This is a genomic window from Enterococcus pingfangensis, from assembly GCF_005405205.1.
Lineage (GTDB): Bacteria > Bacillota > Bacilli > Lactobacillales > Enterococcaceae > Enterococcus_A > Enterococcus_A pingfangensis.
The window spans coordinates 112848-129487 of record NZ_BJDP01000004.1; the positions used below are offsets into that span (position 1 = coordinate 112848).

Genomic DNA, 16640 nt, shown 5'->3' on the forward strand with positions numbered 1-16640 from the left:
GCTTCATTTTAGCTACTAAAAAACAACTAGGAGGAATAAGTATGAAATTGAAAAAGATTGTTTTGGGAATGGCAGCCGTTTTAGCATTGGTGACGTTGACGTTGACGGCGTGCGGCAAGGAAGAAGCCAGCGGTGACGACAGCTGGAAAACGATTGAGAAAGACAAAAAAGTGACGATCGGTTTAGACGATACATTTGTTCCGATGGGTTTCAAAGATGAAGACGGAAAAATCGTTGGTTTTGACGTAGATTTAGCAAAAGAAGTCTTCAAAGAATACGATATCGAAGCAGAATTCCAACCAATCGATTGGTCGATGAAAGAAAGCGAATTGGCAAACGGAACGATCGATTTGATCTGGAATGGTTATACTGTCACGAAATCACGGGAAAAGAAAGTATTATTCTCTGACGCTTATGCTCAAAATGAACAAGTCTTAGTCACTAAAAAAGACAGCAATATCACTGAAGCAGAAGGCATGAAAGACAAAGTCTTAGGCGCGCAAGAAGGTTCTTCAGGTTATGAAGCCTTCAATAATCAAACGGAAATCCTAAAAGACATCGTGAAAGAAAATGACGCGACCTTATATGCCAGCTTTAATGAAGCGATGATCGATTTGGAAAATGGCCGAATCGATGGTCTCTTGATCGACAAAGTATACGCGGATTACTATTTGAAACAAGCGGGCAAACTAGACGCATTCAATATTTTCAGTGTCGGCTTTAAAAATGAAGATTTCGCGGTAGGTGCACGTAAAGGCGACAAAGAGTTGGTCGAAAAAATCAACAGTGCGTTCAAAGATTTACAAGAAAATGGAAAATATGGCGAGATCTCGAAGAAATGGTTTGGCGAAGAACTAACTTTACCTAAATAATTGAGAAGAAAGCAGCTTATAAAATACAAATGCGGATCAACTAGAAAGAAAAGGCGAACAAAACTTTTGTTCGCCTTCTTTTTTTTGTATAATGGTACAGAATGGAAAGAGGGATAGCATGGCGCAAAAAAAGCGTACAAAGAAAAAAAGAAAAACAAAAAAACAAAAACAACTGCAAGAACAGCGCCTGATTATCGTCATTGGGCTTTTATTCATTTTGTTCACGATTTTTTCCTTATTCAAACTAGGTTTCTTAGGAAATTTGATCGCAAATGTATTGCGGCTGATCGGCGGCAACACGTACCAATTTTTAGCATTGCTGCTGGGAATGTATGGCGGTTTGCTCGTAGCCAAAAATACAAAATTGCGGGTGACTAAACCGCGGCGTTGGATCGGGATTGGTGTTTTCTACTTAGGCATTTTAGTGATCCTGCACGCACGGTTGTTTGCAAATGTTCAAAGCAAAGATCCGAATATCTTGAAAACGACATGGGATTTATTGATGTCTGATCTTTTAGGAAATCAAATTACGCAAAACGTCGGCGGCGGGATGCTGGGCGGTGTGCTCTATAATTTGACGCACTTCTTAGTTTCACAAGTCGGCAGCTATTTGATTGCAGGGTTGCTATTAGTTTTAGGCGTCTTTTTATTCAGTCTCTTAGAATTCAATCAAGTAACCGATTATTTGGCGGAATTTATCGAGAAGATGCAAGCAAAATTTTCTGAATCAGATGAGAAAAAAGCATTGCGCGCTGCGAAAAAAGCAGAGCGGCAATCGCAAAAGGCACAAGCACAAGCTGAAAAACGGGCTGCAGAAAAAGCCAGGATGGCCGCCGAACGGGCTGAACAAGAAACCGTTCGTTCAGCAGTACCAGACGAACCGATAAAAAATAGCCCAGAGCCTTCAGAACCAGAACAAATGACCTTAGTACCGATTGAAGGCTTCCAAGAAAACTTAGAACCTTTAAAGCCGACAGTTGCGAAAAAGCCGCAGCTTGAAGAAGAAATCGATGATCCGGGTGATTTAGAATTTGAGATTAATGCGGAACCAGAAGATCACGACTATCAATTACCACCGTCGACTTTGTTGGATTCGATTCCGGCAACCGACCAAAGCGATGAATACAAAAAGATCGAGCAAAACATCAAAGTGTTAGAAAAAACATTTAACAGTTTTGGTGTCGACGCAAAAGTGGTCAAAGCCAGTTTAGGGCCATCAGTCACCAAATTTGAAGTTCAACCGGCAGTAGGGGTGAAAGTCAGCAAGATCGTCAATTTGACGGATGACATCGCGCTAGCATTAGCTGCTAAAGATGTACGGATGGAAGCGCCGATCCCCGGTAAATCATTGATTGGGATCGAAGTACCCAATAGTACGATTAGTACAGTATCTTTCCGAGACATTATTGAATCGCAACCCAATCATCCAGATAAAATCTTAGAAGTTCCTTTAGGTCGAGACATTTCCGGCATGGTGCGGACCGCTGATTTAACCAAGATGCCTCATCTGCTGATCGCTGGTTCGACTGGGAGCGGGAAATCGGTTGCTATCAACGGAATCATCACAAGTATTTTGATGCGGGCCAAACCGAACGAAGCAAAACTGATGATGATCGATCCGAAAATGGTCGAGTTGAATGTTTACAACGGGATTCCACATTTATTGACGCCCGTTGTAACGAATCCGAGAAAAGCGGCACAGGCATTACAAAAAGTTGTGCAAGAAATGGAAGAACGTTATGAGAAATTTGCGGCGACTGGTGTGCGCAATATCTCAGGTTTCAACGAGTTAGTCATTCAGAAAAATTTAGAAGACGGACAAAACCGGCCAATCTTGCCGTTTATTGTGGTCATCGTTGATGAATTGGCTGACTTGATGATGGTGGCAAGTAATGAAGTAGAAGATGCAATCACACGTTTAGCACAAATGGCGCGGGCGGCGGGGATCCATATGATCTTAGCGACACAACGGCCAAGTGTGGATGTCATCACAGGGATCATTAAAGCCAATGTGCCATCACGGATCGCTTTTGCTGTTTCAAGCGGGACGGATTCGCGGACGATTATTGATGGGAATGGCGCGGAGAAACTTTTAGGCCGCGGGGATATGCTGTTCTTGCCGATGGGTGAAAACAAACCAATCCGGGTCCAAGGTGCGTTTATTTCTGATCATGAAGTTGAACAGATCGTAGAATTTGTTTCAGATCAGCAAGAAGCCCATTATGAAGAAAAAATGATGCCGACCGAAGAAACGACAACTGCACCGTCAGAAAATCCGCAAGACGAATTGTATGAAGAAGCAAAAGCATTAGTTGTTGATATGCAGACGGCAAGTATCTCCTTGCTGCAACGCCGTTTCCGAATCGGTTACAATCGAGCTGCTCGTATCGTTGACGAATTGGAGGATCATGGGGTAATCGGACCATCGACTGGCAGCAAACCACGAGAAGTCTTTTTACAAAAGGCTGAAGAAGAACCAGAGAATCCGTTGGAAAACTAAGAAAATGGTCTAGAGAAATCTAGACTATTTTTTTGTTTTTCCCAAAGTTAATTGTTTTCTCTTTGTGAATCAGTTATAGTATGTAGCGAATGTTGCCAGTTTTTTAGATGATTGATTCATGAGAAAATAGTCGTCAAGCTTGTTTAAATAAGAGAATGCGGACAAAGAGCAGCAGAATATTTAATAATTTCTGATTTCGTGATTGAACTAGCAAAGCTAGCACTTTGATACAAGATAGTAGGAGGTAATACTTTGGAAAAACCCTCAATTTATGGTTTGAGAAGAGAAGAATTAGTCGAATGGTTTTTGGAACATGGAGAGAAAAAATTCCGAGCTGTGCAAGTTTGGGAATGGCTTTACCGCAGCCGCGTGAGTGAGTTTGCGGAAATGAGCAACTTATCGAAACAAACGATCGCGCTGTTGGAAGAAAACTTTATCATCAATCCGTTGAAACAATTAGTCGTGCAAGAAGCTAGCGACGGTACGGTCAAATATTTATTTGAATTGCCGGATCACTTAATGATCGAAACAGTTCTGATGCGTCAAGAATACGGTTTGTCTGTTTGTGTAACGACACAAGTCGGCTGCAATATCGGGTGTACATTCTGTGCGTCAGGTCTGTTAAAAAAACAGCGTGATTTGACAGCTGGCGAAATCGTCGCTCAAATCATGTTAGTCCAACATTATTTTGATGAACGTGGTGAAGAAGAACGCGTTTCTCATATCGTTGTGATGGGGATCGGCGAACCATTCGATAATTACAACAATGTGATGAATTTTCTTCATGTCATCAATGACGACAAAGGAATGGCGATCGGCGCTCGTCATATCACCGTTTCAACGAGCGGTTTAGTTCCTAAGATCAAAAAATTTGCGGAAAATGGTCTACAAGTGAATTTAGCAATCTCGTTGCATGCACCAAATAATGAAATTCGTTCAGCGATCATGCGGATCAATCGGAGTTTCCCAATTGAAAAATTGATGGACGCGGTAGACTATTATATTGAAGAAACCAATCGCCGGGTCACTTTTGAATACATCATGTTAGCAGGCGTGAATGATCAGCCGGAACATGCGCAAGAATTGGCTGATCTAATGAAGAACAAGAAAAAATTGGTTTATGTGAATTTGATTCCTTATAATCCAGTCAGCGAACATGACCAATATTCTCGCAGCAGTAAAGCAGCAGTGCTACGTTTTTATGATGTCTTGAAAAAGAACGGGATCAATTGCGTGATCCGAAAAGAACACGGAACAGATATCGACGCAGCTTGCGGACAATTGCGGAGCAAACAAATGAAGAAAGTTGCGGCAAAATAAATTTTTGCGCTACGATTGGGTAAGTAAATAAATTTTAGCAAAAAAACAGCCGAGCATACATCAAATGTATGTTCGGCTGTTTGTGTCTTATGCTAAGATCGTGCCAACTGGAAAAATTCTTCTGAAAACTTTTCGCACAAGCGGACCGGCGATAAGCAATTGGAAAGGGAGTGCCATTACGACATTTTTTAAAATATTTGTGCCCCAAACAATCAAGAGCTGATCCCAAGCCTGTGTGTGGCTCAATACTTCAACTGCACCATAAAGGGACATGAAGAAGACCATTGGTAAAACCATACAGCAAGAAACTGTAAGGACCATCCGGATAGGGCTAGCTGAAGCGGGTAGTAGTTTGAAGGCGATTTTTTTGGCTGTTGCTGATACAACAAACCAATCTAAAAGCAGCGCGCATAGGTAACCTAAAGGCAAACCTATCCAGGCAGTTTTTAAGACGTCTAATGTGAAAGCCCCCGTATGTAAATAAACATTGTACAAACTCATCCAAAGCACCATCACAAAACATATCATTACAGTATAAACAAAACTTTCTCTTTTATTTCTTGGCATAAAGATCCTCCTATAATTTTGAATACAAAAAAGCGGCAATCGTATAACTCGCTACGACAACCACTTTGGGAATCTTCACTGCGTTATGGAAAGACAATTTTTTTGCTTCTCCATTATATACAGACTTTTCCATTTAATGTAAGTAAAAAGTTTATTTTTTTTCACCAATCTCATCTTTTAGACGATAAATCTTAGAAGGACGGCCAATTCCAACCGGTCGTTCACCTAGTTCATCAAAATATTGCAGCATTGCTTTTTTGAAATTAGAATGGTCGACCGTTCTGAAATCAACGCCTAAGAATTTGGCAAAGACTTTGCGTGCTTCGGTAATCGTAAACTCGGCACCTAAGACTTGTAGAATCAGCGGTTCGTGATCCATTTTATTTACGACCCGATTGAAAGCTTTACGGATGATTTCATTGTGGTCAAAGGCCAATGTGTCTTTACCGATTGATTTGCCTGTTTCCAAATCGATTTCAATGGAAATATCGTCTTCACTCGTCAAACGGATCGTTTCGCCATGCCGCTCCATATTGAACCAGCGCGCGTCTTGCGTATCATCACCAGCAGTCGGCGGTACTTGACCGATAAAAGCCAAATAGCTGACAGTGATGACCCAGCCGCGGGGATCACGATTGGGTGAACTGAAGGTATGAAGCTGTTCCACATTTTTTCTGCCGATCACTAGCCCCGTTTCTTCCGCTGTTTCACGCCGCACGCTGTCATTAGTCGATTCATCTCGCTCCACAAAGCCGCCAGGAAGCGCCCAGGAGTTGCGATAGGGATTGCCGCGCCGTTGGATCAGCAAGATCTTTAATTGATCTTCTTCCTTGTTGTAGCCCATGATCACGATGTCGACAGTGACAGAAGGTTTTTCGTATTCTGGATGCGCTTGTTCTTTGTACCAAGCGATGAATTCTGCTTCATCTGCTTCGTGTTCATAATAATCTTTTTCTGCTTCTTTAGAGGCAAATTTTTCCATGTAGTGTTCACCTATTTTCTTATAAGTATTTTCTACTTTATTGTAGCATGAATACAAAGAAAAGGGGAACTCCGCATGGAATTCCCCTTTGTTTGCTCAAATTATTTTGTTGAGTCAGTTGTTGTTTGACCAGAACTGTCAGTAGTCAAGAATTCAGATAAGATATTTTCAAATGAATCATCTTTGATCTTAACATTTGCTTTCTTCAACTCTTTTGAAATAACTTCAGAAGAGAAGGTTTGGTCAGCCATTTGTGTATCTTCGGCGATTTGTTGCAATTCTTCTTTGTATTTGTCCATGTCATTGCCTTTAGATGAAGTTTTTTCCATCTTCACAATGTAATAACTTGTTTGGTACGTAGATGAATCTGTTGCAGTGATCACGTCAGAAACTTCACCATTTTTTAACTTGAAGGCCGCTTCTTTTACTTCAGAAGGAACAGTTGATGATTGCGAATCAAATTTGATTTGACCGCCATCTTCTTTTGTTGTTGAATCTTGTGATTTTTCTTTTGCGATTTTAGCGAAGTCGCCTTTATCGTCTAACTGTTCTTTGATTTCTTTAGCATCGTCTTCACTGCTTGCTAAAATAATTCGAGCAGTCACTTCAGGATGGAATGAATCCCAGGCTGTTTTTAAATCTTTATCAGTGATCTTCAAATGTGCTTTCAAGCCTTCTTGGAAAGCGAGTGATTGTTTCAAATATTCTTTATATGATTTCTTTGTGTAACCGGCAGATTGTAATTGGGTATCAAAAGTATCGCCCAATTCTTTTTTCTGCTTATTGTATTCTTTGTCGACTTCTTTGTCGGTTACTTTATCACCATAAGCATTTTCAAATACTTTATAGATGATCATGTTGCGGACCAAACTTTGATTGGTTTGTTCTTTCTTTGCTTCGGTATAGAAATCTTCGACGGTGATTTTTCCGCCTTTCATGGTCGCGATGTCTTGATTAGAACTTCCTGAACAGGCTCCTAATACAATCACGCTAAGCAAGCCTGCTGTGGCTAAAAGGATCTTTTTCTTCATTTCTATGCTACAACTCCTAAAATTAAAATGTACATCTGTTTGTTAATCCGTCCCAACTATAACATATCTAAAATTACAAAGGAAAGGGATAAAAATAGTTTCCGAGAAAATTCATAATTAAAACACAATTACTTAAACAAATCTGGGGTTATTCACCAGTTTCTGCAGGTCTTGTCAACGAAAAGCGGCCTTTTTTGATCACAGTCGTGTCTGCAGTTTGAGTTTGTGGCAAGGATTGATTAATCTTTTCTAATTGTGCTTGGATCTGTTGAATCCGAGGATCTGCTTGAAAACGAAATTCTTCAAGATCTTTTTCTACGCCGGATTTAAAAGCAGGGGCAAGGGTATCGAATGTGTTTTTTAAATTAGTTGCTGATTCGCGAAATGCGGTCAAATTATCATTTAGTTCATCCGTCAGCACCACCAACTCGCGTGTATTGGTAATTAATTTTTCACGCGTCTCTTCTCCTTTTCGCGGAGCTAACAAGAGTCCGCCTAGCGTACCGAGGCCTGCGCCAAAGAGAATTCCTTTGAAAAATCCCATCTATTTCACCTGCTCTTTGATCTTATCAGCGATTGCTTGCATCTCTTCTGGTTTTTGTTGTTCCGCATGATTGCCGAAATGAATGGAGAAATCGTCTTTTTTGCTATAACGCGGAACTAAATGAACGTGGGAGTGGAAGACCGATTGATAAGCAAGTTCTTTATTATTATTTAAAATATTCAAACCTTCCATTTCGGGAAATGCTTTTTCAAGGGCACGCGCGATTTTAGGAATGCGGGCAAAAACATCGGCTGCCAGTTCTTCATCGTAATCAAAAATATCAGTCACATGTTGTTTTGGCACAACTAATGTGTGGCCTTTGGTGGCTTGTGAAATATCTAAAAAAGCATAGACTTTTTCGTCCTCATAAACTTTGTAGCTGGGGATTTCTTGATCGATAATTTTACAAAAAATACAATTTTCCATTGCAAACATCCTTTCTAATTACTCATCATCACTTTATTTTAGATCACTGCTAGTGAAAAGCATCCTGACAAGTGTAATTTCTACTTTTACTTTACCATAACTTGTAATACTTGTGCGGGAAAAGGTCAAGTGAAGCGTAATTATTTGCGGGATTCTGCTATAATACTAACTAAGAAATTGGAGGGGATAAAATGAGCTTAGCAATTCAGCATGTTACAGGCGGTTACGGCCATGTGCCTGTTTTAAAAGATATTGATTTTGAAGTCAACAATGGTGAAATGATCGGTCTGATCGGCTTGAATGGTGCCGGAAAATCAACCACTATCAAAAATATCATCGGTTTATTGACACCGCAAAAAGGGACGATCACGGTTGATGGATTAACGCTGCAAAAAGATCCTGAGAACTATCGGAAAAAAATCGGCTACATCCCTGAGACACCTTCATTATATGAAGAACTGACGTTACGCGAACACATCGAAGTGACGGCGATGGCTTACGATATTCCAAAAGAAACAGCGATGCAGCGAGCAGAATCCTTATTGAAGACCTTTCGTTTAGAAAATCGGTTGGACTGGTTTCCAGTGAATTTTTCTAAAGGGATGAAACAAAAAGTGATGGTCTTATGCGCTTTTTTGATCCAGCCTAGTTTATACATTATCGATGAACCATTTTTAGGATTGGACCCGCTGGCAATCAACGCTTTATTGGAATTGATGGTGACGATGAAAAATCAAGGAGCGGCGATTTTGATGTCGACGCATATTTTAGCGACTGCCGAAAAATATTGTGATCGCTTCGTTGTGCTGCATGAAGGAGAAGTCCGCGCTCAAGGCACGTTGCAGGAGTTGCAGGCAGAATTTGATTTGCCGGGCGCTTCTTTAGATGAAATCTATATCGCACTGACAAAGGAGAAAGAACATGCTTGATTTTTTTCTATTGAGGCGTCAGCGCCATCAGAAAAAAATGATGAAATATATGCGCTATGTATTAAATGATCATTTTGTTTTGGTGTGTTTATTCTTAGTTGGCGGCTTGGCATTCTATTATTCAAATCTATTGAAACAATTACCGCCTGATTTTCCTTGGAGTTTGCCGATTGTCGGGATTATCTGGTGGCTGGTTTTACCGTTTGGCAGGTTGGCGACTTTAGTGGAACCGGCGGATATGGCGTTTCTATTGCCAAAAGAAAAAGAGATGGGCGGGTATCTATCGCGCGGATTACGGCATTCGCTGGCGTGGCCTTTCAGTATTGAAACATTTGTCTGCGGGGCGTTGCTACCGTTAGTCGTGTTAGCCAAGCAGGTGAGCTTTGTTCATTTTTTCTTTTTCTTAGTGATGCTTTGGAGCTTGAAGTTAGGAAATTTACGGATCCAGCGTTTGGCCTGTTATCAAACAGCCCAAACACAAGCCCAACGTCTCATGTTTTTATGGGTTATCGCCAGCGGTGGAATCATTTTTATCAGCTTGTATAGTTTTGCTTGGCTTGGGACGATCCTTGCACTCATTGCCGCGTTTGGTTTTGTTTTACTGACACAAGAAAAAGACCGGCTGTTAGATTGGAGCAGGATGATCGACCGAGAAAATATGCGGCTGCATCGTATCTACCAATTCATCAATTTGTTTACAGACGTTCCTGAAATCGAAGCAAAAGTTCGCCGGCGAAAATACTTAGATGGTCTATTAGCAAGAATTTCCTTCAAGCAAGAGAATACATTCTTGTATTTATTTGCTCGCGGTGCTTTGCGCGGTGCAGTTTTTGGCGGTTTATTTTTCCGCTTGCTGATCGTTGGGGCAGTCTTGTTAGTTTCATTAACTGATTTTCGGTTTATTGTCGGAGTCAGCGCATTATTCATTTATTTGATCGGGTTTCAAATGATCCCATTGTATAATCAATTTGATTATATTGGCGCGACGCAGCTGTATCCTGTAGCGGAAAAATATAAGAAAGCCGCCTTGCAACGTTTGATGGTGATTTTACTGTTTGCGGCGGCAGTTATTTTCAGTTTGTGCAGTTTAGTTCATTTATCGATTTTTGAGACGCTGATTTTGTTTGTAGTACTTTTAATTGAAATTGGTTTGTTCGCTTGGTTTTATCTCCCAGTCAGAATCAAGAAAATGGAGGGTTAGCAGATGAAAGTATTATGGAATGAACAAATCGTCGATGAATCGGCAGTAAAGATTGATTTAGAAGATCGCGGGTATCAATTTGGCGACGGCATTTATGAAGTGATCCGCATCTATGATGGCTGTCTGTATATGGAAAAAGAACATTTGGATCGTTTATGGGACAGTGCGGCAAAAATCCGTCTGCCGCTGCCTTTTACTAAAGAAGAATTAAGTCGGCGTTTGCGACGCTTAGCGCGAGAGGTTGGTTTGGCTAATGCTCGAATTTATTTTCAAGTGACTCGCGGGACCGCGAAACCCAGGCTACATGATTTTCCTGATTCTACAGTCGTTCAACCGGTCTTATTAGCAGATATCCAACCAGTGTCACGACCAAGTGTTAACCAAAAGCTTGGTATTCGTGCTGGGTTTGTCGAAGATAGAAGGTGGCTGCATTGCGATATCAAATCGATCAGTCTATTGGGCAATCTGTTGGCGTTAGATGAAGCCAAACAAAAAGGCTATGATGAAGCCGTTTTGCTGCGTGACGGCTATGTGACGGAAGCCTCAGCTTCTAATTTGTGGATGGTGAACGAAGGAATCCTTTATACGCATCCCGATGGACAGTTGGTTTTACCGGGAATCACAAAAATAAAAATTCGTGAATTGGCAATAGTGTTAGGCATTGAACTAAGAGAAACAGCCTTTACTAAAAAAGAATTATTAGCTGCTGATGAATGTTTCAAGTCTAGCTCAGTTGCTGAAATCATTCCGATCGTTGCGCTCGATGAGCAAAAGATCGGCGAGGGAATGCCTGGAAAAGTGACAAAAAAATTACTGAATGCGTATCATGAAGCCATAAAGTTAACGGTTCAGACGCATCGCAATGAAAAATAATCAAAGAAGAACATACATGCTCTTGACTCAGACCTCTTCCGCGACTAAAATAGTAAATACGTTTAAAATGCTAGGGGAGGGCCTTGGGAATGGAATTTCAGTTGGATAGTGACTGGCGCGTACAGCCAATCAAAGGCGATACGGGAAAAACGTATATCGGTTACCGTGACGAAGATCGCGTCTTCATTAAACGAAATACCACCCCGATGTTGGCGGCTTTATCTCGTGAAGGCATTGCACCAAAACTTGTTTGGATCAAACGGACAGGAAATGGCGACACATTGACCGCGCAAGAATGGTTAGATGGTCGGATTCTTGAACCGGAAGAAATCTCGCGCCGCAACGATGTAGTCGATGTGCTGTATCACTTGCATCACTCGCCTTCATTGAAAGTGATGTTAAAAAAAATGGGTGGACGTCAAGTCTCACCGCAACAGCTCTTGGCTGATTATGAAGCAAATTTACCGACGATGATCGAGCAAAACGCTTTTATTGAATTGGTCTATGATTATTTAAAAAAGAACGTTCCAACGTATGCTAAGAAAAATTATACTGTGGTACATGGCGACGTGAATCATCGAAATTGGTTAGTATCTTCTAATTATTTATATTTAGTTGATTGGGATTCGGTGATGTTTGCGGATCCGGCGTTAGATATCGGAACGATTTTAGGAAGTTATGTCCCGCTGTCTAGTTGGAGTAAATGGCTGGTCCGTTATGGCATTCGCCCAACCGATGAAAACATGGAGCGGATCTATTGGTACGGCTTGATGAGTCTGCTGCTGGAAATTGCCCGCCAATACAAACGGGATGAATTGCATCATATGAATCAAGTGATTTTACAATTAAAACGAATTTTTGCCGGAAGCTGAACGTTTTGTTCGGCTTCTAGTTTTGTCAGGCAACAGGTTCGTTCTGCGTTTCAAAAAGTTCAAACTGAAATACATAGGAAAAATAGAAAAAGGATTTTGGGAGGAAAATAATGCGAGTTAGAAATCGTCCAGGTGCGGCAGAAATGTTAGCAGCTCGGCCCGAATATGTCGTACAAGAACCGGATGCGTGGAAAGGCCGCTGGTCTGAGCGTTTTGGAAATGATCATCCGATCCACATTGAAATTGGGATGGGGAAAGGCCAATTTATTATTGGGATGGCTGCGGCTCATCCAGAGATCAATTATATCGGCATAGAAATGCAAGTCAGCGTGATCTCGATCGCTTTAGATAAATTAGTTGAAGCTGAATTACCTAATTTACAATTATTGCATGTGGACGGTTCTGAGCTGACAAATTATTTTGCCGATAGTGAAGTCGACCAGATTTATTTGAATTTTTCTGATCCGTGGCCTAAGAAAAAGCATGAAAAACGCCGTTTGACGTCACCTAGTTTTTTAGCAGTAGATGAAGAAATCTTGCGACCTGCTGGAGAGATCCATTTTAAAACGGATAACCAAGGATTGTTTGAATATTCATTGAGTAGTTTTTCAAAGTACGGCATGACCCTGGAACAAATATGGTTAGACTTGCATAAAAGTTCGTATGAAGGGAATATTATGACTGAGTACGAAGAAAAATTTTCAAATAAAGGACAGCGGATCTATCGAGTAGAAGCCCGCTTTCAAGATAAAACAAAATAGAAAAAGTTGAAATATGAGCCGAATTTTCGGTTCATCTTTTTTTGTCTGCAGTTTTTTTGCGTATCTTATTCATGAGGTGAGGAAATGGAGATCGAACAACTTTCAGATGAACTGATTCAGCATGGTTTTGAGCGACAAATGCAAGATCTGTACTTGCTGCCCCAAAGAGAAAAGTATCGCTGTTTTTTTCGCCGCGGCCCATTTTATGATCATAAGAATCTATCTTTTATTAATAATGAATTATGCACAAGCACCGCTTTGCAGCTGATCAATCGTTTCAAATATTTAGGTCAAATGGATGTCAGTGAAAAACGCAAAGTTCAGCTGGGTGCGATCTCTTACCCCTTAGCACATGGGAAGCAGCGTTTGCGTTTGTCGGCTGTTGGGGATTATTTGCAACAAGAAAGCTTAGTCATTCGCTTTTTGCATCAATTCGGCAGCAGTCCGGAAGTCTATCATTTGCCGGAACAAATCAATCTGCTCCAAGAATATACGAAAAAACGCGGTCTTTATTTGTTTTGCGGTCCTGTGGGTTCAGGAAAAACCACGTTGATGTATAAGCTGGCACGAAAAAATAAAGGCCAAGTCATTACGATTGAAGATCCTGTAGAAATCGAAGAACCCGATTTTTTACAGCTGCAAGTAAATGAAAAGATCCACCAAAGCTATGATGAACTGATCAAGCTGTCATTGCGGCATCATCCAGACATTTTGATCATTGGCGAAATCCGCGATCAGAAAACTATCCAAGGGGCGATTCGAGCGGCTCTAACGGGCCACTGTGTCTACGCCACACTGCATGCGGCTAGTTTGGAATCTGCTCACGCTAGGATCTTTGAGCTAGGCGGAGAAGCTTCTTTATTAAAAGAGTGTTTACGAGGGATCGTTTATCAAGAATTATTAGCAGTAAATAAAACAGTGGGTCTATTAACAAGCTATCGTTTTTATCAAGAAAAATTGTATTTTACTTGGGAAGAAGGGCTGCAGTGTGTGGAACAAAAATAAATTGACGAAAAAACAACGCATTGATTTTGTTCAGCTGCTGGGAGATTTATTGGTAAACGGCTTTAGTTTGCAGCAAGCGTTCGCTTTTTTTGTTAATGCGAACCTTTTTCCATCAGTGATTTTGGCAGAGCTGCAACAAGACCTTCAGCATGGGAAAAGTCTAGCGCAGAGTTTTGTTCAATTGCAGTATTCAAATGATCAAATTTTACAGATCGAATTAGCTGAATCTCATGGCGATCTTGCTGACACATTATTAGGGATTGCCAAACAAATGCGGTTAGTCCAACGCCAGCAAGAAAATTTTCTTAAGGCGGTCTCGTACCCGTTGCTGTTATTTATTTTCTTGATCACGATTTTGTTGGGAATGCGCTTTTTCTTGTTGCCGCAATTGATCGCCAGCGGCATGATCCGTGCTGAATCTTTTTCAGTCCAGCTGATAAAAGGCATACCTGTGATCGGACTGGGGATACTTATTGTCTTATTTATTTTAGTGTTGTGTTGGCGAATCTGGGGAAACAGGCGAAACTATCTTACGCGGTTCAGTCTGCTGACTAGAATTCCTGGTGTCGGTACTTTGTTCAGCAATTATTACTCAGCGTACTTTGCTCTGGAATGGGGCAAGCTTTTTCAGCAAGGATTGGAGTTGCACCAGATTATCGAATGTTTGCTAGTAATCGAGGGGAAATCTTTGATGCAGGAATTAGCCGCTGATTTGAAAACTCGCTTGTCCCAAGGAAGCACGTTAGCGAAAGAATTAAAACGTTACCCTTTTTTAACGAAAGAATTCAGCCGAATCGTCTTCCAAGGAGAAGCCCGAGGGAATTTAGGCAAAGAGCTGCTAACTTATAGTCAATTAGTTTGGCATCGTTTTTTTAATCAATTGGAATTTTTATGTTCATGGATACAGCCGTTGGTCTTTTTATTTGTGGCGCTTTTAATTGTGAGTTTGTATTTAACGATGCTCCTGCCATTGACAGATTTGGAGAGGATTTTATGAAAAAACAAGCTTCAGGCTTCACGTTGTTAGAGATGATCGTCGTGATTTTCGTCATCAGTTTGTTGTTGTTATTATTTGTCCCTAAATTGATCAAGCAAAAAGAAAGTGCCGGCAAACAAAGTGATGTCGCGATTGCTAAAGTAGTTGAAACGCAAATCGAAATTTTTGAATTAGACCATGGAAAGAAACCTAGCAAAGCTGAATTGATAGATCAAGGTTATGTTAAGGAGAAGCAATATGAAGCCTATGAACGTGTTGAGGAAAAATAATGCTGGATTTACGCTGATCGAGTCGTTGATCGTGTTAGCGCTAGTTTGTAGTTTTGTGTTATTACCGACGATCGCGCTTAAAAATTGGCAAGCTAAATTAGAGAAAGTCTTCTTTTATTATCAATTCGAAAAATCAATTTTGCATTTACAGCAAGTAGCGATTGCCGATCATAAGGGCACACGGATCGATCTTTATAAAAATGCACAATTGATCATCTTTTTTACAAACCATACGGAGTTGCCATGGCGAGAATTGCCAGTTCCGAAAACACTCAAACTAGAAAGTAGTTACGCGGTTTTATTCAAAGCTGGAACTGGCAATATTTCTACGACACAGCCTGGAACGGGCAGTATCCCCAAAATCGTTTTTTCAGATGCAGGAGAAATAGTTACTTATCAATTTCAGCTGGGAAGTGGTCGCTTTGAAAGGAAATAAAGGCTATATCTTACTAGAAAGTCTGATCAGTCTGATGATTTTATTGATCCTTGTTACTAGTTACATCGGAGTAACGGCAAAAATGCAACGTGCTAGTCAAGAACGGTTGGCATTATTAACAAACTATCGTGATCTTTATACAGAGGTACGCCGTTGCCGCTTGCATTCAGTAAACTCAACGAAGCCACAAATTGAAATCTCATTGGAACAAGGAAAGGCTGTGAATCATCAAGGAGGAATCGTAATTGTCAAAAAATAGCGGCTTTACTTTGCTGGAAAGTCTCGTCGCTTTGCTGATGCTTAGCGGCATTTTATTACTGCTTTCAAGTTTGATCCAGCATGCGCATAAACTGGAAGAAAACTTGAGCAGTTATCAACAGATTGAAGGGGAGATCTTTTTACTTCAATTGGACAATGAAATGGAGAATCTTCAATATGAACAAACAACTTCACGAGAGATCTGGGCGCAGACTGCTCAAAAGGAACAAGTCATCATTAAAAAATATCAAGATAAATTGATCAAGGAGCAATCCAAAGGCTATCAGCCATTACTGACAGGAGTGAAACAATTTGTTTGCCAAGAAAATAATTATGGTGTGGACTTTGTTGTTACCTTTACTGACGGGAAACAAAAAGCGGGAACGTGGATCTTTGAATAGCCAAGGCGGAGTGTTGCTGTCTGTCTTACTGGCTATTTTTTTGTTTAGTTTTATACTTTTGAATCTAACTACAAGTTATCATCAAACAGCTGACTTAGCAGCGCGAACGGAGCAATTGTATCAAGCAAAAATCGCCAAGGAACTTTTCTTAGCCGATTTTCCTAAATTAAATAAGAAAGAAGGAATCTGGAAGTTTAATCAAGGAGAATTAACTTATAGTACAGAGCAGGAACAACTGAAGCTGGTAGTGAAAATTAAAAAGAAAACATATCATTTTTATGAAAAAATTAGCACATCGACCTCAACCGATTGATATAACACAGGGAATTAAGCGGATGAAGAAGAATATAGTGTAAAAGATACCTTTATATCGAATTAGGAAAACAATGATAAAAA

20 protein-coding genes are annotated in these 16640 nt (G+C 40.6%); 15 read left to right on the forward strand and 5 right to left on the reverse strand.

Going from position 1 to position 16640, the window contains the following annotated elements; genetic code table 11:
• The first annotated feature begins 41 nt into the window (after positions 1-41).
• The 3 genes from FFM63_RS02550 to rlmN all read left to right on the forward strand — a co-directional run bounded on the left by FFM63_RS02550 (position 42) and on the right by rlmN (position 4692).
• Positions 42-872 (forward strand): amino acid ABC transporter substrate-binding protein, encoded by an 831-nt coding sequence (locus FFM63_RS02550; protein ID WP_137608777.1) that lies wholly within the window; start codon positions 42-44, stop codon positions 870-872.
• 118 nt (positions 873-990) lie between these two features.
• Positions 991-3372 (forward strand): DNA translocase FtsK, encoded by a 2382-nt coding sequence (locus FFM63_RS02555; protein WP_137608778.1) that lies wholly within the window; start codon positions 991-993, stop codon positions 3370-3372.
• A gap of 252 nt (positions 3373-3624) precedes the next feature.
• Complete coding sequence (gene rlmN, locus FFM63_RS02560) at positions 3625-4692, forward strand: dual-specificity RNA methyltransferase RlmN (protein ID WP_137608779.1); 1068 nt, start codon at positions 3625-3627, stop codon at positions 4690-4692.
• Between the two features lie 87 nt (positions 4693-4779).
• On the opposite strand, the gene FFM63_RS02565 is transcribed toward rlmN, so the two are convergent.
• The 5 genes from FFM63_RS02565 to FFM63_RS02585 all read right to left on the reverse strand — a co-directional run bounded on the left by FFM63_RS02565 (position 4780) and on the right by FFM63_RS02585 (position 8242).
• On the reverse strand, positions 4780-5259 hold the full coding sequence (locus FFM63_RS02565) for a DUF2798 domain-containing protein (RefSeq protein ID WP_137608780.1): 480 nt from the start codon (positions 5257-5259) through the stop codon (positions 4780-4782).
• Positions 5260-5410: 151 nt separating this feature from the next.
• Positions 5411-6241 carry an NUDIX hydrolase gene (locus FFM63_RS02570; RefSeq protein ID WP_137608781.1) on the reverse strand — a complete coding sequence of 277 codons (831 nt, stop codon included), beginning with the start codon at positions 6239-6241 and terminating at the stop codon, positions 5411-5413.
• Between the two features lie 101 nt (positions 6242-6342).
• The gene (locus FFM63_RS02575; RefSeq protein WP_137608782.1) at positions 6343-7272 is read right to left on the reverse strand and encodes a peptidylprolyl isomerase; all 930 of its coding nucleotides are present in this window, start codon (positions 7270-7272) and stop codon (positions 6343-6345) included.
• Positions 7273-7420: 148 nt separating this feature from the next.
• Positions 7421-7816: a YtxH domain-containing protein gene (locus FFM63_RS02580; RefSeq protein ID WP_137608783.1), complete on the reverse strand. Its 396-nt coding sequence runs from the start codon at positions 7814-7816 to the stop codon at positions 7421-7423.
• On the reverse strand, positions 7817-8242 hold the full coding sequence (locus FFM63_RS02585) for an HIT family protein (protein WP_137608784.1): 426 nt from the start codon (positions 8240-8242) through the stop codon (positions 7817-7819).
• A 191-nt stretch (positions 8243-8433) separates the two neighbouring features.
• On the opposite strand from FFM63_RS02585, the gene FFM63_RS02590 reads away from it, so the two are divergent.
• The 12 genes from FFM63_RS02590 to comGG all read left to right on the forward strand — a co-directional run bounded on the left by FFM63_RS02590 (position 8434) and on the right by comGG (position 16557).
• Complete coding sequence (locus tag FFM63_RS02590) at positions 8434-9171, forward strand: ABC transporter ATP-binding protein (RefSeq protein ID WP_137608785.1); 738 nt, start codon at positions 8434-8436, stop codon at positions 9169-9171.
• Positions 9164-10372: an ABC transporter permease gene (locus FFM63_RS02595; protein ID WP_137608786.1), complete on the forward strand. Its 1209-nt coding sequence runs from the start codon at positions 9164-9166 to the stop codon at positions 10370-10372. The genes FFM63_RS02590 and FFM63_RS02595 overlap by 8 nt, the downstream gene beginning before the upstream one ends.
• A gap of 3 nt (positions 10373-10375) precedes the next feature.
• On the forward strand, positions 10376-11245 hold the full coding sequence (gene dat, locus FFM63_RS02600) for a D-amino-acid transaminase (RefSeq protein WP_137608787.1): 870 nt from the start codon (positions 10376-10378) through the stop codon (positions 11243-11245).
• A gap of 89 nt (positions 11246-11334) precedes the next feature.
• Entirely contained in the window at positions 11335-12117 is a 783-nt protein-coding gene (locus FFM63_RS02605; RefSeq protein WP_137608788.1) for a phosphotransferase family protein, read from the forward strand.
• Positions 12118-12227: 110 nt separating this feature from the next.
• Complete coding sequence (gene trmB, locus FFM63_RS02610) at positions 12228-12878, forward strand: tRNA (guanosine(46)-N7)-methyltransferase TrmB (RefSeq protein ID WP_137608789.1); 651 nt, start codon at positions 12228-12230, stop codon at positions 12876-12878.
• Between the two features lie 84 nt (positions 12879-12962).
• On the forward strand, positions 12963-13883 hold the full coding sequence (comGA, locus tag FFM63_RS02615) for a competence type IV pilus ATPase ComGA (RefSeq protein WP_137608790.1): 921 nt from the start codon (positions 12963-12965) through the stop codon (positions 13881-13883).
• Complete coding sequence (gene comGB, locus FFM63_RS02620) at positions 13867-14880, forward strand: competence type IV pilus assembly protein ComGB (RefSeq protein WP_137608791.1); 1014 nt, start codon at positions 13867-13869, stop codon at positions 14878-14880. The genes comGA and comGB overlap by 17 nt, the downstream gene beginning before the upstream one ends.
• Positions 14877-15149 carry a competence type IV pilus major pilin ComGC gene (comGC, locus tag FFM63_RS02625; RefSeq protein WP_137608792.1) on the forward strand — a complete coding sequence of 91 codons (273 nt, stop codon included), beginning with the start codon at positions 14877-14879 and terminating at the stop codon, positions 15147-15149. The genes comGB and comGC overlap by 4 nt, the downstream gene beginning before the upstream one ends.
• Positions 15118-15585 (forward strand): competence type IV pilus minor pilin ComGD, encoded by a 468-nt coding sequence (comGD, locus tag FFM63_RS02630; protein ID WP_171000182.1) that lies wholly within the window; start codon positions 15118-15120, stop codon positions 15583-15585. The genes comGC and comGD overlap by 32 nt, the downstream gene beginning before the upstream one ends.
• The gene (gene comGE / locus FFM63_RS02635) at positions 15563-15844 is read left to right on the forward strand and encodes a competence type IV pilus minor pilin ComGE (RefSeq protein ID WP_246033274.1); all 282 of its coding nucleotides are present in this window, start codon (positions 15563-15565) and stop codon (positions 15842-15844) included. Before comGD ends, comGE begins: the two co-directional genes overlap by 23 nt.
• Positions 15831-16244: a competence type IV pilus minor pilin ComGF gene (gene comGF, locus FFM63_RS02640; protein WP_137608794.1), complete on the forward strand. Its 414-nt coding sequence runs from the start codon at positions 15831-15833 to the stop codon at positions 16242-16244. The genes comGE and comGF overlap by 14 nt, the downstream gene beginning before the upstream one ends.
• Positions 16237-16557 carry a competence type IV pilus minor pilin ComGG gene (gene comGG, locus FFM63_RS02645; protein WP_171000183.1) on the forward strand — a complete coding sequence of 107 codons (321 nt, stop codon included), beginning with the start codon at positions 16237-16239 and terminating at the stop codon, positions 16555-16557. The genes comGF and comGG overlap by 8 nt, the downstream gene beginning before the upstream one ends.
• Positions 16558-16640 lie beyond the last annotated feature (83 nt).